Origin of the sequence: Arachidicoccus rhizosphaerae (genome assembly GCF_900107765.1) — a bacterium.
GTDB lineage: Bacteria > Bacteroidota > Bacteroidia > Chitinophagales > Chitinophagaceae > Arachidicoccus > Arachidicoccus rhizosphaerae.
This window is the reverse complement of sequence record NZ_FNQY01000009.1, coordinates 108,588-129,554: the sequence shown is the minus strand read 5'-3', so window position 1 is coordinate 129,554 and position 20,967 is coordinate 108,588. Positions and strand designations below refer to the sequence as shown.

The 20,967-nt window shown below is 40.6% G+C and carries 14 protein-coding genes and 1 tRNA gene; 3 read left to right on the top strand and 12 right to left on the bottom strand.

What is annotated here, in order from left to right; all coding sequences use genetic code 11:
- Positions 1-15: 15 nt before the first annotated feature.
- Positions 16-1,788, bottom strand: coding sequence for an exodeoxyribonuclease V subunit alpha (gene recD / locus BLU80_RS09510; protein WP_091397206.1), 1,773 nt, complete (start codon positions 1,786-1,788; stop codon positions 16-18).
- A 202-nt stretch (positions 1,789-1,990) separates the two neighbouring features.
- On the opposite strand from recD, the gene BLU80_RS09505 reads away from it, so the two are divergent.
- The gene (locus tag BLU80_RS09505) at positions 1,991-2,302 is read left to right on the top strand and encodes a Dabb family protein (RefSeq protein ID WP_091397203.1); all 312 of its coding nucleotides are present in this window, start codon (positions 1,991-1,993) and stop codon (positions 2,300-2,302) included.
- A gap of 378 nt (positions 2,303-2,680) precedes the next feature.
- Here the strand turns inward: BLU80_RS09505 and BLU80_RS09500 are convergent, their stop codons facing one another.
- From BLU80_RS09500 to BLU80_RS09490, 3 genes are all read right to left on the bottom strand, one after another.
- Positions 2,681-6,730, bottom strand: coding sequence for a T9SS type A sorting domain-containing protein (locus BLU80_RS09500; protein ID WP_091397200.1), 4,050 nt, complete (start codon positions 6,728-6,730; stop codon positions 2,681-2,683).
- Between the two features lie 470 nt (positions 6,731-7,200).
- A tRNA-Arg gene (locus tag BLU80_RS09495) sits at positions 7,201-7,274 on the bottom strand.
- Positions 7,275-7,381: 107 nt separating this feature from the next.
- On the bottom strand, positions 7,382-8,980 hold the full coding sequence (locus BLU80_RS09490; protein ID WP_091397197.1) for a S41 family peptidase: 1,599 nt from the start codon (positions 8,978-8,980) through the stop codon (positions 7,382-7,384).
- Between the two features lie 155 nt (positions 8,981-9,135).
- Between BLU80_RS09490 and BLU80_RS09485 the strand changes: the two genes are divergently transcribed.
- A complete protein-coding gene (locus tag BLU80_RS09485; protein ID WP_091397194.1) occupies positions 9,136-9,978 on the top strand; it encodes an N-acetylglucosamine kinase in 843 nt (280 codons plus the stop codon).
- An 86-nt stretch (positions 9,979-10,064) separates the two neighbouring features.
- On the opposite strand, the gene BLU80_RS09480 is transcribed toward BLU80_RS09485, so the two are convergent.
- From BLU80_RS09480 to BLU80_RS09445, 8 genes are all read right to left on the bottom strand, one after another.
- The gene (locus tag BLU80_RS09480; protein WP_091397192.1) at positions 10,065-11,318 is read right to left on the bottom strand and encodes a PepSY-associated TM helix domain-containing protein; all 1,254 of its coding nucleotides are present in this window, start codon (positions 11,316-11,318) and stop codon (positions 10,065-10,067) included.
- 46 nt (positions 11,319-11,364) lie between these two features.
- The gene (locus BLU80_RS09475; RefSeq protein WP_091397189.1) at positions 11,365-13,770 is read right to left on the bottom strand and encodes a TonB-dependent siderophore receptor; all 2,406 of its coding nucleotides are present in this window, start codon (positions 13,768-13,770) and stop codon (positions 11,365-11,367) included.
- Positions 13,771-13,963: 193 nt separating this feature from the next.
- On the bottom strand, positions 13,964-14,413 hold the full coding sequence (gene rplI, locus BLU80_RS09470) for a 50S ribosomal protein L9 (RefSeq protein ID WP_091397186.1): 450 nt from the start codon (positions 14,411-14,413) through the stop codon (positions 13,964-13,966).
- Positions 14,414-14,495: 82 nt separating this feature from the next.
- A complete protein-coding gene (rpsR, locus tag BLU80_RS09465; protein ID WP_091397181.1) occupies positions 14,496-14,762 on the bottom strand; it encodes a 30S ribosomal protein S18 in 267 nt (88 codons plus the stop codon).
- 3 nt (positions 14,763-14,765) lie between these two features.
- Positions 14,766-15,122, bottom strand: a complete 357-nt coding sequence (gene rpsF / locus BLU80_RS09460) for a 30S ribosomal protein S6 (protein WP_091397342.1) — start codon at positions 15,120-15,122, stop codon at positions 14,766-14,768.
- Between the two features lie 178 nt (positions 15,123-15,300).
- A complete protein-coding gene (gene sucD, locus BLU80_RS09455; RefSeq protein ID WP_091397177.1) occupies positions 15,301-16,179 on the bottom strand; it encodes a succinate--CoA ligase subunit alpha in 879 nt (292 codons plus the stop codon).
- Between the two features lie 265 nt (positions 16,180-16,444).
- Positions 16,445-17,401 carry a fatty acid desaturase gene (locus BLU80_RS09450; protein WP_091397172.1) on the bottom strand — a complete coding sequence of 319 codons (957 nt, stop codon included), beginning with the start codon at positions 17,399-17,401 and terminating at the stop codon, positions 16,445-16,447.
- Between the two features lie 197 nt (positions 17,402-17,598).
- Positions 17,599-19,026, bottom strand: coding sequence for a LutB/LldF family L-lactate oxidation iron-sulfur protein (locus tag BLU80_RS09445; protein WP_091397168.1), 1,428 nt, complete (start codon positions 19,024-19,026; stop codon positions 17,599-17,601).
- Positions 19,027-19,500: 474 nt separating this feature from the next.
- Here BLU80_RS09445 and BLU80_RS09440 point away from each other — a divergent pair, with 474 nt between their 5' ends.
- A complete protein-coding gene (locus BLU80_RS09440) occupies positions 19,501-20,955 on the top strand; it encodes an NADP-dependent isocitrate dehydrogenase (RefSeq protein ID WP_244518849.1) in 1,455 nt (484 codons plus the stop codon).
- The last annotated feature ends 12 nt before the right edge of the window (positions 20,956-20,967 follow it).

Sequence of the window (20,967 nt, the reverse complement as noted above, 5' to 3'; positions counted from 1 at the left end):
AATAATATTCTTTGGTTATTTACAAAGTCTTTTAATTACGCCTGACCCGCGATGAATCCCAATTGCTGCTGCTGAGAGAATTGCCTCTTGGCTGCCTTGAATAATTACTTTTTCCTTGGCCCTGGTAACTGCCGTATAGAGCAACTCCCTTGTCATCATTCGCTCCGCCTGTTTTTTCTCAGGTAATAGTATCATTACCTGATTAAATTCAGAACCCTGGCTTTTATGAATCGTCATCGCAAAAGCCGTTTCCATAGAATTAATAAAGCCAGGTAATACCGATTTTAAACTTCCGTCGGCAGCTTCAAACCAAGCCCGCATTATCCCATCTTCTGCTGCCCTTATAATACCAATATCCCCATTAAAAAGGCCTAGCTGATGATTATTACTTGTCACCATAATCGGCCGATTTTCATAAAAAATACTATATGGCTTGAGACCGGCCTTTTGCTTTAGTATCTTCTCAATTGCCGCATTTATAGCATGGACTCCCTGAGCTGTTTCCCTAACAGCTGCCAGTACCCTTAATTGATTTATCTTCTTTAAAGCAACTTTTATATCTTTTTCTTTTATAAAATCAAGATAGCCCATAACAAAGTCTTCAAACAGCCTTTTGTCATAGCTTGAGTCTATTTTTACTTCCTCATCCAGATTGTCAAAAAATCCGGCTATTTTATCTGGCTGATTATTCAATATAGCTTTACTGAGTTTACCAATTCCTTTTTGATCTGAAAATCGGTGGCTGTACTTTAATTCAACAATATGTTCATATAGTAAATGATTTGCACCCCTATTATCTCCCCGGGCGGGCAAAATTGTACCTTCAGGAAGCAAGGATTTCAAATCATCCAGATAACCGTTGCTAAATTCATTCAAAACAGGCAACGCTTTACATAAATCCCCGAACAGACTGCCGGCTTCTACAGAAGCGAGCTGATCTTTATCACCCAATAAAATTAGTTTGGTGCCCTGGCCAATAGCATCCATTAATTTTGCCATCAAAGCCACGTCAATCATGGATGCCTCGTCCACTATGACAATATCTGCCAGTAGTGGATTTTCACGGTTATGCTTAAACCGGACATTATGTTCTGAGCTACCCAGCAGTCTATGAATTGTGGCCGGTTTTAAGGCCTCAAAAACATCCTTAATAAATGGAGCACTATCCTTACCGGCATATCTTAATGATTCAGCCATTCTGGCAGCTGCTTTTCCTGTTGGGGCACATAAGGCGATTTTCAATGCTCTATTCATATGTAATAACAGCGCTAAAACCTTTGCAACCGTGGTCGTCTTTCCCGTCCCCGGTCCGCCTGTTATGATAGAGAAATCATGTAATACCGCAGTTAAAGCTGCCATCAATTGCCAATCAACCGGGCCCTGCTGCATATGCTTACTGCCAAATAATCCGGCAATGATTTCTTTAAGATCTAATATTTTTTTAAATCTCTCAGATCTGGTTTTATTTTCTTCTAGAATAAATTCTTTTATTCGCTCTAATACCAATGATTCGTAATAATAATACCTTTGCATATAAAGGTTATTATTAATGAGCACAAAAGGGGTATGTTGATTCCCGTCAGAAATTAAAGGTGATTTGGTAAGCGCATTCAAGTCTGGCAATTGATCATAACCAGCCTGTTTTAATTCTTCTACATCAATTAAGGTTGGATCATAACAGATATGGCCTTCTGCCAACATTCTTGATAATTCAAAAAGATAGGGTTCAATAGTCGGATCCTTAAAATATCTAGCAAAAACCTGATGAACATTTACCTGTGTACTCATGAATTAAAGGATTTGAACAAGGATAATAAAGGCTAAATTTAGACAATTTGAGTGCAAATTGAGCCAAATGTGCATAAGGTTTACCGTTTTTCTGATACTAATCCATCCTTTTAAGATACACACTTAACAATTACACGCTTATAATATTTTTTTTATTTAATTTAGGGACCATCTCTCAAACACATTAAATTTTATTATAATTATGAGCAAATTTGTGCATGTAGTAAATTTCTGGTTAAAAAAAGAACTTGATGCAACAGGAAGAGCCGCTTTTGTAAAAGGCGTCAACAGTCTTGGCCAAATTAAAAATCTGGCAGCATTTCATGTTGGAGAACCCGCTCCAACGGATCGACCTGTTATTGACAGGAGTTATGACTACGCGCTGGTATGCACTTTTGAGAATCAAGAGGATCATGATCTGTATCAGACGGACCCTATTCATGATGCCTTCAGAGATAATTGTGCCCAGTATTGGGATAAAGTATTAATCTATGATTCCATAGGTATAGAATAACCAAATAATATTTTCGCGGGAGGTAAGGAGACTAAAAGCCTGACCTTCCGCCATTATTTCTAGAAACAGGAAGTCAGATATTAAAAAATAATAGCATATGAAAGCAAACTCTTTCATTCAAATAAAAAATTGAAAATGAATGATACACATACACAATCTTTATATGCCATTAAGCAGCAATCGGTGACTTTTTTTTGATATTTTTATAAAAAGAGATTGATTCAGTCATTTAGGAGCAAGATTAACCTGCCTCTACAGTTCCTACTATTTATGTAATATTTATAATCCTAGTAACCTAATCCATTCCCTGCCATAAAATAAGGCTTGATTTAATACATAAATCAAGCCCTTTCTCATTATCAACTAAGCAGTGTTTTACTAATTTTTAATAACCTTTTTAGCCATTATCGCTCCCTTTCCACTTAAGCGAATCAGATATATCCCGTTAGGTAAATCAGTCAGATCTATTTCTTTTATGGTATCAGAAACATTCACAGACAATACCTTCAACCTTCGACCATTTAGATCCAGTAGTTCCAATAAAGAATATTTAGAACGACCAAATTCAACCCTTACGATATTCTTTACAGGATTAGGATAGATTTTGACTAAGGGTGCATCTTCCTTAAACACCACGTCCTTAACGCCTATATTTTTAGAGCTCCCATCCTGGTCCACTTCTATTAATTGATAGTAGTTATGGCCAGATACTGGATTAATATCGTAAAAATCATAATTCGCACCATTTGAAAAATTGCCTTTACTTGGCAGAGATCCTATTTTCGTAAACTGGACGCCGTCAGTACTTCTAAAAATATCAAACCTTTCACAGAATAGCTCAGAGCCTGTCTGCCAGCTCAGTCTTGCCTGATTATTCTGAGCTATTGCAATAAAACTAATCAATGATACCGGCAAAGCTACCGGCTCTCCCTGATACTCGTAGGCACCCATATCAATAATAAGTCCTTTATAGACCCTGGAGTTTCCTACGACATCTTTTGTATCCAAATTCAGACCGACAAAAAGCTGATTGCTTCCTTTATTAATAGCAGGCGAAGCGTCTAACAGACTAAAATCTCCGGTAGCAGGGCTATTGAAAACTTCCGTTAAGCTATATTTCGTACCATCCAGATTACCATTGGAACCGCCAGCGATGCCTTCCCGTAAACTATACTTCGATTCATAATTCCCGGTAATTCCACCATAGATAATGGAATTGTTGACCTCTGGCATTGAACCTAGGGTAGTGTAAAAGGCCGAAGCCTCCGACGCAGTATTACCAGCTATTGTCGCATTGGTTAATACGGGAACACCGGTTTCATTATAAATACCTCCACCACTGCCATCCGCCTGGTTTTGAATAAAAGACACATTTGTGAATGCGGGATTTGTGCCGCTATTGTAGAATCCTCCACCATTACCCGTAGCCGAATTATCCTGAAAAATACAATTCAGTAAATCCATAGACCCAAAGGAGCTAAAAACACCGCCGCCATCTCCTCCAGCCTCATTTCCAATAATACTACAACCAGACATATGAAAGCTAGACGCATCCATATACAGACCGGCACCATTCCCCTCACTATTATTATTTAGAAAAGAACAGTCCTTAAAACTGAGCTCTGACCCAGTAGCATAAAGACCTGCACCATAACCAGGAAAATATGTATCGGCAGATACCTCGTTTTGTTCTATAATACAATGCTCGAAAGTAGCATAAGAAAACTCTGCATAAATACCTGCTCCGGTAGCAGCCTTATTGCCATTTATAATACAGTTACGTAAGACCACGTTGGCCCCTACAGTTGATAAATAAACCCCGGCCCCCACATCATGAAAAATATACGTCCCAGCTCCTATTTGCTCAAAATCGATGTCATTATCGGCCATTCCGCCATTAATTGTAAAACCATCCAAAATAAGACTATCAGAGGCTGGAACTTCAGCCAGCACTAAAAGATGATAACTTGGAGAAGCAGGATAACCCTTTAAAATAGTCGGATTTGCGGTTATATCCCGCTGCCCTGTTGCCGAATTATATCCGCCCAAGACCTTCAGATTACTTCTGGTAATTGTAAAAGCATCCGTCCTTTCATTTAAAACTCCTTCCATACCCTGTGGATAATAAGTCCCTCCGGCCACTCTGATTTCTGTTACATTCGGGCAACTACTGGCCTGGGTCAGGGCATCCCCCAGGGTTTTATAAGCGGTGGCCCAGCTGGCTCCGTTTCCCGTTGCAGCGGCCAGATTAATACTTCCGGAACTGTTTAAACTTAACTGCCCATCCACGTATAAAATTGCCGTAGTGGCACATCCATCGGCTTCAAAAGCTCCCATATCCACCGATCCACCTATAATTCTGTTGTTTCCGGCAAGGTCAGTATTAACCCCTGCTGTGGCTATATTATTGTTACGCCCCATATTAATAACCGGACTTCCCGTTTTTAGTGAATAGTCTGAAGCTACAGGATCGGTAAATAAATCTGCGATTGATCCAGAAAATTGAATATTTCCGTTATCATCAAAACCGGTAAGGCCCTGAACCATACTATTATATATTAAATCTGCACCAGTTGCAGCCTTCAGGATACCTCCATTACCTAATGTCGCAGTATTTCCATATACGATGCAGTTAATAAGACTCGGATAAGACATATCCAAACTATTGATAGCGCCACCATAACCATCAGCATGGTTACTGACAATGGTACAATTCAGCAGACTTGGATAGGCATTATTCAGATTACAGATAGCGCCGCCATTACGTGCAGAATTATCATAAAAAAGGCAATTTATCAATTTGGGCTTGGACCCGCTATTACAAATGGCGCCGCCGCTTCCATCAATCAAGGTCGTCTGATTATCAAAAAAACGGCAATTAACGATTTTTGGAGAAGCGGTAAGATTATATATGCCACCACCATTGGAACTACTGTTATTTTTAATTACAAGATTTTGCAATTTGGGCGAAGCATTCTCATTATATATACCCCCACCGTTAGTGCCGATACCATCTTGAAGCGTAAAGCCGTCCAATATGGCCGTACTATCCATCTGAGAAGTACCATCAGCCACATTCCAGAGTACCGGCCTTTCATTCCTTCCATTCAAGACCGTACCGGCAGTTAGCTCATCTGGAAGGATTCTGGTATCTGACAATACAGCCACACCGTGGTCAGGATCAAATCCGCCATAGACACCTATACCTTTTTTCAAAACAAAACTACTTTTGGAGACGGGATACGTCCCTTTTTCAACAAATACCTGTTGTACATTCAGAACATTTACCGCCGCGTGGAGATCACCGGTAGCATCCTCCCAGCTACCTCCGTTCCCCATGCCGAATGCCCGAACATATACAATCCCTGTGCTACTTGCAACAAGGTCATGGTACTCGTAAGCACCCAAATCAATCGCGCTACCTGATAGTCTCGGGTATCCTGCTAAATCAAATGCCGAGGACGGTGAGCCAAACAGATTATCACTACCCTGATTTATGGCGGGGGAACCTGTTACCAGTCCATAATTACCACTCTGCGGATTCGTAAATACATGTGCTGGTAATACACCGGAACCGTTCAGATTATGATCATTGGTATTTAAGCTATTTTCAATCAATGAATAAGTGGCGGAATAATTACCACTAATATCCCCAAAAACAATACTATTATTCAAGACAGGCACGCTCCCCGCTGTTGCGTTATAAAAAGCCTTAGCTGTAGAAGCGCTATTACCCGCAATCGTGACATTCGTCAGGACCGGTATTGCACCGTTATTATAGATACCGCCTCCTTTATCAGAGGCAACATTATTTACAATGGCCACATTAAAGAGCTGCGGACTTCCACCATCATTATACATACCCGCACCGTTAGAAGCCGTATTTGAAATAATCAGCAAATTACGAAGTAAGGGAGAAACATCCTTGTTATAAATCCCTCCTGAGGAAGTTGTATTCAAAGCCTTTCCAGCCGTTAAAGTAAAACCATCCAATACAGCCGTAGCCGTCAAATTATTATTATAATTCCATACAACGGGTCTTTCACCCTTTCCATTTAAAACAGATCCTTGAAGGCCGGACCTAGGCATGACCCGGTTATCGGTAAGCGCCAGTATTGCTTTTTCAGGATCAAAACCACCGTAGATGGCCACCCCTTCTTTCATCACAAAACTATTTGAGGCTGAAACCTCATAATTGCCCACAGCCACAAAAACCTGATGAACTCCATTGGCATTAATGGCAGCCTGTAAATCCGTCGTTGCATTCAGCCAGCTGTCCCCACTACCACTACCGGATTTAGCATTGATATTTACATAAATAGTTCCGTTAACATCTGGCGTCTGAGCCTCACTATAAAGGCAGACTAATAACCCTAGACAAAATAAAACAATTCGGATAAAGCAATTCTTTAATGTAAACATGGACATCTTAACCCTAGTTTTGGTATTTCATCAAAATTAGTTCTCATGCCATCCATGATAAGAAATCCTAGCGTAACAATATCGTAACAACTTTTAAAACCATAGATATCAACAACTTATCTAATAAGAATTTTTAGAAAGTGAAGATCTGTAAGCAGTTAAAAATCCTATTTAATCATACTTTCTTTGAAGATTTTTATTCCTCTCTAATCAAATCAGCAAGGATGCAATTATAATCAGGCAAGCCTCAATGCATCCTAACTTTTAAAATACAATTTCGCCTAATGCTTATAATTTGTACTGTTTGAGTTTATAGAAAAAAGCAACTTATCTTCTAATTGCTTATCTGTTTAATTCTCATTTTACAACCTTTGAAGCGGAAACTGAAACTTCATTAATTTATTTCCATGGATGAAATGTCCAAAATAAAGGGATAAAAAAAGCCTTGAAAGTGAAACTTCCAAGGCTTTTGAGAGTGACCGCGTCAGGATTCAAACCTGAAACCTTCTGATCCGTAGTCAGATGCTCTATTCAGTTGAGCTACGCAGCCGTCCTATAAAGGAGTGCAAAAATAAGAAATAAAAGTAAACTACCAAATCATTTTTAAAAAAATCAGTAAAAAAATTAAGTCATCTTACTGATTTACAATCATACAACTTACTTCAATTGATTCATTATTTGCTCGCCTTTTCCAACAATATTATCATAGTGGTTATTGATTTCAAAATAACCTTGTGGGCCAAACATATCCTTGGCTAAAAATGCCCTAAATTTCTCTAAAACATTCTCCTTGGCTACGGATTGTATAGAATCAATATGGATGGAGTCAGCTAACGCAAATTGACCCAACTGCTCCCAGATCTGATCCTTTGGCAGCGGATAATCAAACAATGCGGTGGAATTGGTCAGACTATCCAGTGATGGCCTATTATGCATGTAATATTGGAAAGTAAACCGCGTTAAAGTTCCTTTCAGGAATAGATCCAGTGCACTAGGCGGTAATTTAGTTGTATCGTAGGCTACCAGGATATCAGGAGTAACGCCTCCGCCGCCATAAACGGTATTTCCATTGGGCGTTTTGTAGGCCTTACCTGTTGGAGAGGAAGTATCTCCTAATACTGTCTGGCCACTATGAAATCTTTTGGTCAATTCTCTTTGATATTCAGCCGTATTCTTATCATAGGGCTTTTGGATGTTTCTGCCAAGTGGGGTAAAATATTTGGCTACGGTCAGCCTCATCGCTCCTCCGTTGGTTAAATTAAATTGATCCTGGACTAATCCCTTACCAAATGTCCTTCTGCCAATAATAGTCGCTCTATCCCAGTCCTGCAGCGCACCTGCCAGCACCTCACTTGCGGAGGCAGAAGTTTCATCTACCAATACAGTCAGTCTTAAATCTTTATATAGGCCATCTCTCTTACAGCGGTACTCCGTTTTACCTACTTTATCACCTTCCGTATAAACGATCAACTGTTGATCCGCCAAAAATTCATTGGCAATTTCAGTGGCTGCAGTCAGCACCCCGCCACTATTTCCTCTTAAATCAATCATCAGGCGCGTCATTCCCGCCTTTTTCAGTTTTTCAAGTGCAAGCATAAATTCCCGGTATGTCGTTTCCGAGAATTGGTTAATTTTTACATAACCTGTCTTAGCATCCAGCATATAAGCAGCATCGATACTAAAAATGGGTATCATGGCCTTATTCAGCGTTGTAGTAAATTGTTTTTGCTGCCGCTTAACCAGGACCTTAAATTTCTTACCGACTACTTTTTCCAGGATATTTACAACCCCTAAATCGGAGCGGTTTGGCCCGGACATTTTAATTGTATCATTAAAAGTCAGAAACTGGTCCCCAATTTTAATCCCGGCCTTTTCCGCAGGGCTCCCCTTGACGATATCTGTAATGGCTACTGTATCCTGAATGACTTCAAAGCCTATACCTATTCCAATATAATTACCTCGAACCTTATCGTTGATTTCTTTGAGTTGTTGTGCACTAATATATACAGAAAAGGGATCCAACTGAGCCAAAAGCGCATTGATTGCTTTCATTTCAAGACTATCTTTATCTGTCCCTTTCACATACATTTTATCAATAATACGAACTACCTCTCCAATAGCCGTATTATGAGGATTTGCAATAAAAGAATCCGGACCTATGGTATCTTTTCTTAATTTATAGCCGATTACCATTCCAATGACCATCATGATGGACAACAAAAAAGGTAACCAAAGCTTCAGGTTCGTTTTTTTCATGTATTCACTGCATAATTTATAGCCGTGCGAAGTTCCTATTTTTTGCCGAGATTAAATTCTAAAAAATCTTTAGAAAATTAACACACTTAGATTAGGCTAAAAGAACAAAATATGATTAACTTAGAAGTACAAACGTATTTACAAAATTCTATTATATGTCTGTAAAACTTCTGGCGGATAACGGATCAACAAAATGCAGCTGGCTTTTACTCGATAACGGTACTTCCCGTAAAATATCAACGGAAGGCTTAAGTCCTTATTTTAACAGTGCAGAACAAATCTCATCCATATTATCAAAAAAACTAATACCCAAATTAAAGGGTGTCAATATAGATGAGGTTCATTATTACGGAACAGGACTAGCTGATCCTTCCTTTCAGAAAATGATGCAAAAACTTTTAAAGGCACTTATTCCGGGCGCAAAATGCACCGTACAGACGGATCTGGTAGGTGCCGCTCATGCGACCTGCGGACACCACAAAGGGATCGTATCTATTTTAGGTACCGGCAGCGGTTGTGCCTATTATAATGGGAAAATCATCAAAAAACAGCAAAATGGCCTTGGTTTTATATTGGGGGATGAAGGTAGCGGAGCATATCTAGGCAAAAAAGTATTGCAGTATTACTTGTATAATACCTTTGACGATGATCTCCTTCATCGTTATAAGCTTAAATACGAAACAGATAGAAATGCCATTATACAGGCTGTTTACAGAGCAGATAGGCCAAACCGTTATCTGGCAGGATTCTCCAGATTTTTAGCTGAAAACAGAGGCCATTATATGATTGAAAATATCTTAGAAGACGGACTAAACGATTTTATACTGCAACATATTTATAAATTTACGGAAGCCTGGACCTCCCCTCTTCACTTTGTCGGCAGTGTTGCTTATGCATACAGAGATGTACTTAAAGAACTTTGCAGTAATTACGAGCTGGAACTTGGGAATATCCTCAAAGAACCGGTAGATGGTCTGGCCATCTATTATGGTGAATAGCCCCGTAAAGATTAATTTTTTAAGAAAAGCTTTGTCAAAAGAGGAGTCATCCCAAATAGCCAACAAATAAACAAATTGCTGTTCAACTATCCTTTAATGGATTTAGTTGACAGAGTCGTTCCGTTTCTGGTTTTTTGGTATTTATTCCAGACTTTTAATTCCTTGGAATATTTTTTCTTCTGTTTTCTTTTCTTACCCCACCAGATATAAAATCCCGTTATGGGAAGGGAAGCGCATACAAGGCTAATCAAAAAGGCAATGATTTTGCCGATGAGACCGCCTATAGCACCGACATGAATGTCATAATTCATGGCTACAAGCTTATGCCCCAGGTTCTGTCTCTTATATAATTCCTGCCCCAGTTCCTTACCTGTTCCCTGATCAAAATAAAGCGTATTGGCATCATAATAAGTATCCTCGTGACCATAAGCAGAGACACTAATCGCAGCCGCCTTACTGCTGACAGGCGCTGTAGTATATCTTTTGGCATTGGGGTACACTTTGTGCGCTACTGCCAGTGCATAATCAATCGGGCTGGCAATGGAGGCAACAGCCGTCGTATCTGAGCTATAATCAGGATAACTAATTGGTTTGGAACTCAATGTGGCTGTTGCGTAAACGGCCTTATTAAACCATTGAAAAGCCCAGGTAAGTCCGGTTAAGGCTATAATCAAAGCAATAATAAAGGCATAAAAGCCCAGAACATTATGCAGATCGTAATTTAACCTTTTAAATTTTGCTTTCCAGCTAATCTTAAAGCTATTATCTATGCTTTTCTTATTCCATTTTTTTGGCCACCACATTATAAGGCCTGTAATAAGCAAAATAACAAATATTACAGTAGACCAGCCCACAATGCGCTGTCCGATGGCATCATTTAAATAAAGACTCCAGTGAATGCCCTTTACCACCATAAAAAAGTCTGTCCTGTAATCCACCATCCCGGTAACAGAGCCGGTATATGGGTTCAGGAACGCAGATTTATAGACTTTTGATGTTCCTCCATAAGTTAAAGCATCCGGATCTCCCGGTACGTAGCTCATGAATTCCCAGCTTCTGTCGCCATCCGCATAGGTGGTCATATAAGTAACGGGCGCATCCGGTCCAAGCGCAGCCTGCGCTTTACGCTGCAGGGCACTTAGCGGTAAAGCCACCTGGCTGGATGCAGGCGGCTCAACATAATAAGTCTTGTGATGAATAAAATGGGAGATTTCCTCTTGAAATACAAATAAACAACCGGTAATACTGACAATCAACACCACTATACCAGACACCAAACCCAGCCACAGATGTAGCCAGGTAATGATGTTATTCAGCCTTGATTTTTTATTAATCGGCATTACAAGTTAATTATTCTACTAATATATCTGTTTTTCGGCAATTAGCTTAAAAACGATAAGCAAAACTAAGTTTTAAATTTCTGCCCGCTTCTGCCTGATAATAGTAGAAGTTAGCATAAGGCGCTCCGGAATAAAGGTATCTGTCAAACAAGTTGTTTACATTCAGATTAACAGACAACTTCTGCCCTTTCCAGAACAGGCCACCATCCATTCTGAAATAATCAGGCAGGCCTTTTTGCGTTGTGGAAGCCCAGGCCCAGGTAGAACGGTCCCCCTGGAAAGTATATCCTGCAGAGATCCCAAAACCTTTGAGGGCGCCATTGCCAATGGTATAGGTTAACCATCCGTTAGAAACATGTTTGGCAAAGCCTGTTTCCTTCTGACCTATATTGGCCGGATCTATATCCTTGGTAACTTTAGAATCAGTCAAAGCATAGTTCAGAATAAGATTCAGGCCCTGAACAATTTCCCCATGGACATCAAATTCCAGTCCCTGCACTTTAGTCTGGCCAATCTGCAAAGAGTATTTAAAGTCCTGGTTGCCACCGCTGGTATCAGGATCGCTCACTAAATTTCCGTTTTTAAGAATCCTGTAAGCAGAGAGGGTTGTATTCCAACGTCCCCCAAACCAGTCTCTTTTGACACCAATTTCCATATTATTACCCGTCATCGGTTTTGGAGACTTATTGCCTCTTAAAAGACCCGATTGGGGATTAAAGGCCTGATCGTAAAGAGCATATACAGAAGTATTTGCATCAATAGTATAACTAAGACCAATTCTTGGGGTTACTTTTTTAGCACTATAGGTAGATCCATAATCGTTTTGAGTAACATAGGTATAACGCCCTGCCAGCGTTAAACGCAAGCTGTTATCAAAAAAACCTAACTCGTCCTGCAGGTAAAGGCCTGTGTATGACTGGCTGGTATAGGTTCCTGCGGCTGCTGACCTTTGCAATAATCCTATGGAGCGGTCAAATACCGGCAACCCGTTAGAAGGCGTGCCGTTTCCGGGATTATAGATATCAAAAGGCGCATAATCATCAGCTGTAGGGTCATTCTTATCTAAAATCTGGTTTTGCCCCCAGTCATAATAATTATTCTTATCTCCCATATCAAGCCCCACCAAAATACGGTGCTGTATACCACCTGTCTGTACTTTCCCATTTAGAAAAGCCTGTGCAAATTTTTGACGAATAATGGCATCGCTTAAAGAGATGGCACGAATCATTTTCCCATTAGAATCCAGCGAGCTGGGCCAAAGGTCTGAGGCTTCTTTATTCATGTTCATATAAGAACCCTGGACCGTCAATTTCCAGTTTGGATTAAACTGATGGTGCAAATACAAAGTCACGCTGTTGTCATTAAAAATATTGGGCTTAATGCCTGCAAAAGCGGTTGAAAAATCTCTGGGCAAATCTCCATAACCTTTTGGAGAATACACATAGGCAGCACCACCGTCCTGCATTCTGGCATATTGATATAAATATTCCACCGTCACATCGGTTTTATCATCTACCAGATATTTAATCACCGGTGAAATCGTAACACGGTCATTGTAACCATATTTCTGGAAAGAGCCTGCTGATTGCCCCATTATATTAAAACGGTACTGTAATCTGTTATTTTTATCCAGCTGACCATCCAGATCAATAGCACCTCTATAAAAATCATAACTGCCCAGAACTACAGAAGCTTCTCCCTTTGTCACGCCAGTAGGCTTTTTGGTGACAATATTAAAGATACCACTCGGTTCTCCATTACTCATCATGAAGCCGGCGGGTCCTTTTACGAATTCAATACGATCCACAACAGACATATCCGCTGTTAAAGGTCCCCAGGTGGAAGTTACATTCATTCCATTTCTGAATTCAGAGGCTCTGGAACCACGCATATTAATACGGGTATAATCCGCCCAGTGTTCCAATTTGGTAGCGCCACTAACATTACGAATCGCACCCTGATCAAATTGGGTAACACCTTGGTCAGCCAAAGCCATTGCGCTTACTTCCTGAATATTCTGAGGCACTTCTAAAAGAGGCTCATCCAGACGTAAGGTTGGTGAAGTATTATTGATTTTATAGCCATTGCGTTTAGAATATACGATAACATCCTTTAATTCATTGTGTGTCAGACTCAGATGCAAGGTTACCTCCACTTCTTTTTTCTCTTCAACTGTGACTTCCTGTCTGACGGGCGCATAACCGACATATGTCGCAATAAGCGTATAGGTACCCGGAAGCACCTTGAAGCTGAATTCACCGGCATCATCTGCCAGTGTATTATAATTTGTATGTTCAATGGAAACAGAAACACCTGCTGCTATCGCCCCATCGCTTGTCAGGACCTGTCCTTTAATTGTACCTCTTTTGGCATCATCATCTTTATCATTGCCACGGGCCATAGCAAAGACGGCCAGGCTGGACATAATTAGTAATAATAAGAGCTTTTTCATCGATTTTGTTTAACGTACGGAATAGAAATGATTGATTTGAGGTCGCAAAATTACTATGAGGCAATCCAAAGCATTTACGCAATCGGGAAAAACATTTTTGCAAGCCGATAAACTGTGCCAAAATACCGTTAATACATGCCAAAAAAGCCCGCCCTGAAACTCAGAGCGGGCAAAAAAAAAAGTGCGATTAGAATTATTCGCCTACCACTTCGAAGTTAACTTCAGTGGCATTGCCATTACCAAAATCGATATTGGCTTTGTAAGTACCCAGTTCTTTAACTTCGTCCACAATACTGATGTGTTTACGATCAATATCGTAGCCTTTTTGCTCACGGATAGCGCGTGCAATCTGTAAAGAAGTGACACTACCAAAGATTTTACCGGAAGTACCAGTCTTAGCACCCAGTTTCAGGGCAGGCTCAGCCTGTAAAACTTCGATAACTTTGTTGATTTCAGCCAGCATAGCAGCTGCTTTTTTGGCTTTTACCTTTAAACGCTCGTTAAGCTGTTTAAGATTGGAAGGATTAGCTTCCACTGCGAATTTCTGAGGAATCAGATAATTACGTGCATAACCGTTTTTCACTGTTACCAGTTCATCCGGTGCACCCAGATTATCTACATCCTTGATTAAAACTACTTGCATTGTTGTTTGTTTAGTTCCGTAACCCAGTTTGGAAACTGTCTTCCTTTAAAAGGAGTTAGGGAAGGTGACTAAAATAAATTGACTATTTGAATAAGTCGGTAACATAAGGTAATAAAGCCATCTGGCGTGCTTTCTTAACAGCGTCAGATACTTTGCGCTGATATTTCAGGCTGTTACCAGTCAGACGACGAGGCAATAATTTACCTTGCTCGTTGATGAATTTTTTCAGAAACTCAACATCTTTATAATCGATGTAGCGAATACCGTATTTTTTGAAACGGCAGAATTTCTTTTTAGTTTTCTCCTGCTTGATCGCAGTAAGATACTTGATTTCGTTTGATTTTGCCATAACTTATGCTTCTGCTGCTTTTTCGTTACCGGTTGGTACGCCACTTCTCTTTTTCGCATTATACTCGACGGCGTATTTGTCGAGGCTAGTGATCATGTGACGCAATACTTGGTCGTCACGCAGAAACTGAATTTTAAGTTTCTCATTGAAGTCGGATGACGCACTGTACTCCAGAACCCAGTAAAGGGCAGTTGTTTTTTTCTGGATAGGATACGCCAGTGATTTAAGACCCCAGGGATTGCTGTGCGTTACAGTACCACCGTTTTCAGTAAGAAAATCAGTGTATTTTTTCTGAGCCGCTTTAAATTCGTCCTCAGAAAGCACAGGGGTTAAAATCACCATCAATTCGTAATTGTTCATTACCCTGAATTTGTTTTTGTTAAAAAATAAAATTAAGGGTGCAAAGGTAGTTATTTCGCCTAATACAGCAAAATAAAGATTATTCGTCTGCCTGCCAACGGTACTTGAAACAAAAAATAAACGCACCGTTTGAGGTGCGTTTATTTTTAATCATTCTTTATATAAAGATGATAATCAATTATTTACCTTTAGATAAAACTTCAGCTAAAGTTTTGCCGATATCAGCCGGGCTGGCGACAACCGTCACTCCGTTTTCTGCCAGAATCTTCATTTTGGCGGCAGCCGTATCATCAGCACCTCCGATAATGGCTCCGGCATGTCCCATCCTGCGGCCGGCAGGGGCAGTCTGACCGGCAATAAACCCGACGACTGGTTTACGGTTATTTTCTTTAATCCATTTAGCGGCATCAGCCTCCATGGATCCGCCGATTTCCCCAATCATAATGATCGCATCTGTTTCCGGATCATTCATTAAAAGTTCAACAGCTTCTTTGGTGGTGGTTCCGATGATAGGATCTCCACCAATACCAATGGCAGTTGAAATACCCAGACCGGCTTTTACTACCTGATCTGCAGCCTCATAGGTTAAAGTTCCGGATTTAGAAACAATCCCTACTCTACCTGCTTTAAAGATAAATCCAGGCATGATACCCACTTTTGCCTGTTCTGCAGTAATCACACCAGGACAGTTAGGGCCGATTAGACGAGCACTTTTCCCTTCCAGAAAGCTTTTCACTTTCACCATGTCTTGTACGGGAATACCTTCGGTAATACATACGATTAATTCAATACCAGCATTAGCAGCCTCAAAAACAGCATCAGCAGCAAAGGCCGGTGGCACAAAAATGATGCTTACATTCGCTCCAGTTGCCTTAACCGCATCCGCTACTGTATTAAAAACGGGGCGATCCAGATGGGTTTGTCCACCTTTCCCAGGGGTTACGCCACCTACGACCTGCGTACCGTATTCCAGCATCTGCGAAGCGTGGAATGTACCTTCTGTACCGGTGAAACCCTGTACAATTACTTTTGAATCCTTATTGACTAATACTGACATTGCAATATGTTTATTGTTTATGGATGTGCAAATTTAACGCAAAGACATTAGACCATCAAACCATTTCACGGGAATTTAGCGAATGACCAGACAGTTATCAGAAAAGTAATTTTCCATAAATTTTCAGAAAAGAAAAGCTGCAGATCAAACAGATGCTTATATTAAAATATTTTATATTATTTTACTTATAAGTATCCTTCAGATCTGCAGCTTATATAATTATCGCATAAAATACCCGGCAACGCTCGGGCCACTTTATCATTAATTACTTGGTTTTCCCTCTTTTATCTCGGGCCATCCTGGAATAGACGGACAGTCCGGGATCGAATAAAAACTTTAATAATAATATAGTATAGGACTTATGGGAACCCAGGCTTTCATAATACTCAGGAGCCTCTTTATGCAGTTTAGGCAGCTGATTCCAGGGCACAGACGGAAAATCATGATGTTCATTATGATATCCTACATTCAGGTTCACAACATTTAAAGGTCCGTAATAACTTTTGGTCTCCTGCTCGCCATGGGTTAAAAAATGTTCCTGGACCCAACGGGCACCTAATGGATGCAAACCCACCGAAAAGAAAAAGCTCACAAGCTGATACAAGATGGCCATCCAGCCCCAGAAATAAATTATCGCAGCCACATAAACAATCTGAATCAACCAATTAAGTATGGTTAAACCGTCAATGGCCTTAATTTCTTTGCTCATTCTAGCCAGACGAGTCGCCTGTACCACTGGATAAAAGAGCAGCCAGAGCCCCTTGCCTATTGTTGAATTGCCTACCAGTTTGGCCTCCCATTCTCCGGGCATATCCGCATCCAGATTCACAATCCCCTGAAAGGCATGATGCTTAAGATGATACTTTTTGAAGGATATGGAGCTCGCAAATACCAAGGGCAGGTTTGCAATCAAACTGGCCATCGTATTAAGGCCCCTGTTTTTGAAGATCAGATTATGGGAACATTCATGTACACATACGAACAGCGTATGATCTATAAAAGCCCCAAGACAATAAGCGGCCAACAGCATCCAATACCAGGCAACATCTTTGAGCCAGAAGGCCAGCATGGTCTGCAGTGCAACACAAAATAAAATTACAAGAAAAGTAATCCGGTTACGGCCAATCAGATTTCTGATTCCCGGGTGTTTTTGAATAATCTCTTTAGTCCTGAGCTTATGTGGCTCACATTCATCGGACCATGAAAACGCTTTTTTAGTCATTTTTTTAATATGGAGTTATGGAGTAAATTAGTTGGACAGGTACCTTACGTGATCTGTCTGATTTTTTGTGTTTTTTTGTTTTTGTTTTAATTGAATATTACAGGCACATTATATGTCTTAATTATTTATTATTTTAAATGGTTAAAAATCAAAATTTAATTTCTGCGCTTCAGCTAGGTTAGGTTGCCTAAATATTGTCAGGAATAAAATCCTTTTTTATTCTTTTTAGGCTTGCTAATGGTCTCTGCCGGCGATTTCTGTTGTTGTTTCCAGAGCTCATTAAATGTTTTTTGGCTGAAATTCAAATCCCCCCGGAATGTTGTCCAGTCAGTAAAAATACGGTTGACCATTTTATTTTTAAGGGTTCCATTACCCATATTCATTAAAGAACGGTGCATGCTGACTGTCTTCCAGGCTTTCCAGGCCATTTTCTCGGCCAGGGTATTGTCTCCTTCTTTTACAGCTTCATGGCGGTTTACCAGTAACAATTCATGCAAATCTATTCTGACAGGACATGCCTGTGTGCAACTACCACACAGAGAAGAGGCGTAACTTAAATGATTATATTGTTTCATCCCCTTTAAATGGGGTGTTATGACCGATCCTATCGGTCCGCTATAAGTGGCTTCATAAGCATGACCGCCAATATTTTTATAAATCGGACATGCATTCAGGCAAGAGCCGCACCGGATACAATAGAGCGCCTGCCTGGCTTCCGGCTTTTTCAGCATATTGGTCCGGCCATTATCCAGTAAAATAACATACATCTCATCAGGTCCATCTGTTTCACCGCTTTGTCTGGGCCCGGTAATCAGGGTATTATAAGAAGTCACTTTCTGCCCTGTACCATAAGTGGATAATAGTGGCCAGAATAAAGAAAGGTCCTGTAAAGTGGGAATCACCTTTTCTATTCCGACAATTACAATATGTGTTTTCGGGAAAGCCGTGGTTAGCCGCGCATTGCCCTCATTTTCCGTTATGGCAATTCCCCCGATATCTGCTATAATAAAATTAGCACCCGTGACGCCAACCTCAGCCTGCGTAAACTTCTCTCTTAACTGATGACGGGCAAAAATAGTTAATTGCTCTGGCGGCATATTGGCTGGAGCCCCTAATTTATCTGTAAACAGCCGGGCAATCTGTTCCTTATTCTTATGCATAGCCGGTGTGACAATATGATAAGGCGGTTCCTTGTCCAACTGCTGGATATATTCACCAAGGTCCGTTTCAATACTTTCTATTCCATTTTCTTCTAAAAAAGCATTCAAATGGACCTCTTCAGTAACCATGCTCTTACTCTTTACCACCGTCTTGCAGTTTTTTAGCTGACAAATTTCTCCAATAGCCGCCAGCGCCTGAGCCGCATCTTCCGCCCAGACAACCTTGGCGCCTCTGCCGGTTATCTGCTTTTCAAAATTCAGTAGTGATTCGTCCAAATGTTCAATAGCCTGCCATTTGGCATTCTTAGCTAATTGCCTGGCGCTCTCAATATCATGGAATTGCGTCTTGCCTTTAGGCACTGCCGCATTATATTTGGATATATTAAAATTTATTGTCTGGCGATGACTCAGATCGCCAGCCTTAACGGCCGCTTTGGCCAGAAAGGATGCTGCTTGTTCATTCATTGGGTTGATTATTCAAAATCAGGATGTTCTTTAAGTAAGATCTATAGAACTTCCTAAATTCAGGCTCAATATACAAAAATCTGAAAAAATCGGGCCTAAAACTCAATGAGAGTCAAAAAAATTTATTCCGGAACCTTCCCCTGTTTGGGACTCCGCATCAAAATTTTAATTAAAGAGCCAAATGCTCGCCTATAATATGTCATACAATTACACATATTTAGCCCTCTAAAAAGCAGTTATTACCTTCGAAAAAAAAACCTCAGTTTTCTCCCCAAAAACCATATCTTTTACCAATATTTACCCCATAACTATACGAAATTGACGAAACAACGGGTAAAATATGGCAATCCTTTAACAACGTACCCTACTTTTATCATAACAGAATCGTTTGCGCTTTAACACAGAATTCTTCTGAATTCAAGTAACTTTGCTCCGTCTTATTAAAATATATCACAATATTACAACTGATAAATTATGATTGAAATAGCCGTTGCTAAAGGAGATGGAATCGGCCCAGAGATTATGGAGGCAGTCCTTTCCATTTTTAAGGCTGCCGAGGCTCCGCTGCAGTACCATTTTGTAGAAATGGGTAAATGGGTTTTTGACAAAGGTATCGGGAACGGTATGACACCAGAAGCCAAAGCTACCATTGAAAAATTAGGTATTTTATTCAAAGGTCCGATGGAGACCCCTAAAGGAAAAGGCGTTAAAAGCATCAATGTCACCGCCAGAAAAACCTGGAATACCTATGCGAACAAAAGAACTTTCCAGACGCTTCATGGTGTAAATACCGTATTTAGTAAAGCGGGCATCCCTATCGATCTAACAGTTGTTCGTGAAAATATTGAAGACACTTATGGTGGTATTGAGCACCAGCTAACAGAAGACGTCGCCATTAGCCGGCGCATCATTACCCGTCCTGGAAGTGAACAGGTAATTCGTTACGCCTTTGAAATGGCCAAACAGAAAAAGGCACGCCGTGTAACCTGTGTACACAAAGCCAATATCATGAAGATTACAGACGGAATGTTCCTAAATACTTTCCGTAAAATAGCAGCCGAATACCCGGAATTAAACAGTGACGATATTATCGTTGACGATCTTTGTATGAAAATGGTTACGCGTCCTGAATCTTTTGACGTACTGGTATTAACCAATCTGCAAGGAGATATTGTGAGCGACCTTTGTGCGGGTCTGGTAGGTGGTCTGGGATTTGCGCCCAGCGCCAACATTGGAGATAATATCTGCATATTTGAAGCGGTGCATGGTACCGCACCAGATATCGCAGGCAAAAACATCGCCAATCCGACCGCCCTGCTTTTAAGTGGTATTGCGATGCTCCACCACTTAGGACTAACCGAAACAGCGGCTAAAATAGAAAATGCCTTATTGTATACCCTGGAACAGGGAATCCATACAGGGGACTTTGGAGATAAATCAACGGCATCCCTAAATACGACTGAATTTGCGTCTAAAATCATTGAAAACTTTGGTAGGCAACCCAAGCTAGGCGCTAAAACAGCGGAACCGGACCAACCCGTAACTGTTTCTGTACCTGAATTAAAAGAGAACCTGTTGATTCATTCAAAGGAACCTGCTACTAAAACCCTGGCAGGAGCAGACTTCTTTATTGACAGCATCCTGCAGCCTGATGCGATTGCGGCAATCGCTGAAAAGTTCAGCACCAAGGAGCTGCCATTAATTAATATCAGCAACCGCGGAACGCAGGTCTGGCCGACAGGCAGCAAATATACCGTACTGGTAGACAGCTATACCCTGCGATTTGAAGCACCTGCCAATGGAGCTATAACCCAGCAAAGCATCATTGATCTTTATTCCAGCCTGGCTACTGCATTCCAGATTACCTCTGTTGAAACTTTACTTGAGCTCAATGGACAAAAAGTTTATAGCCTGGCGCAAGGTCAATAATATTTATTTTAG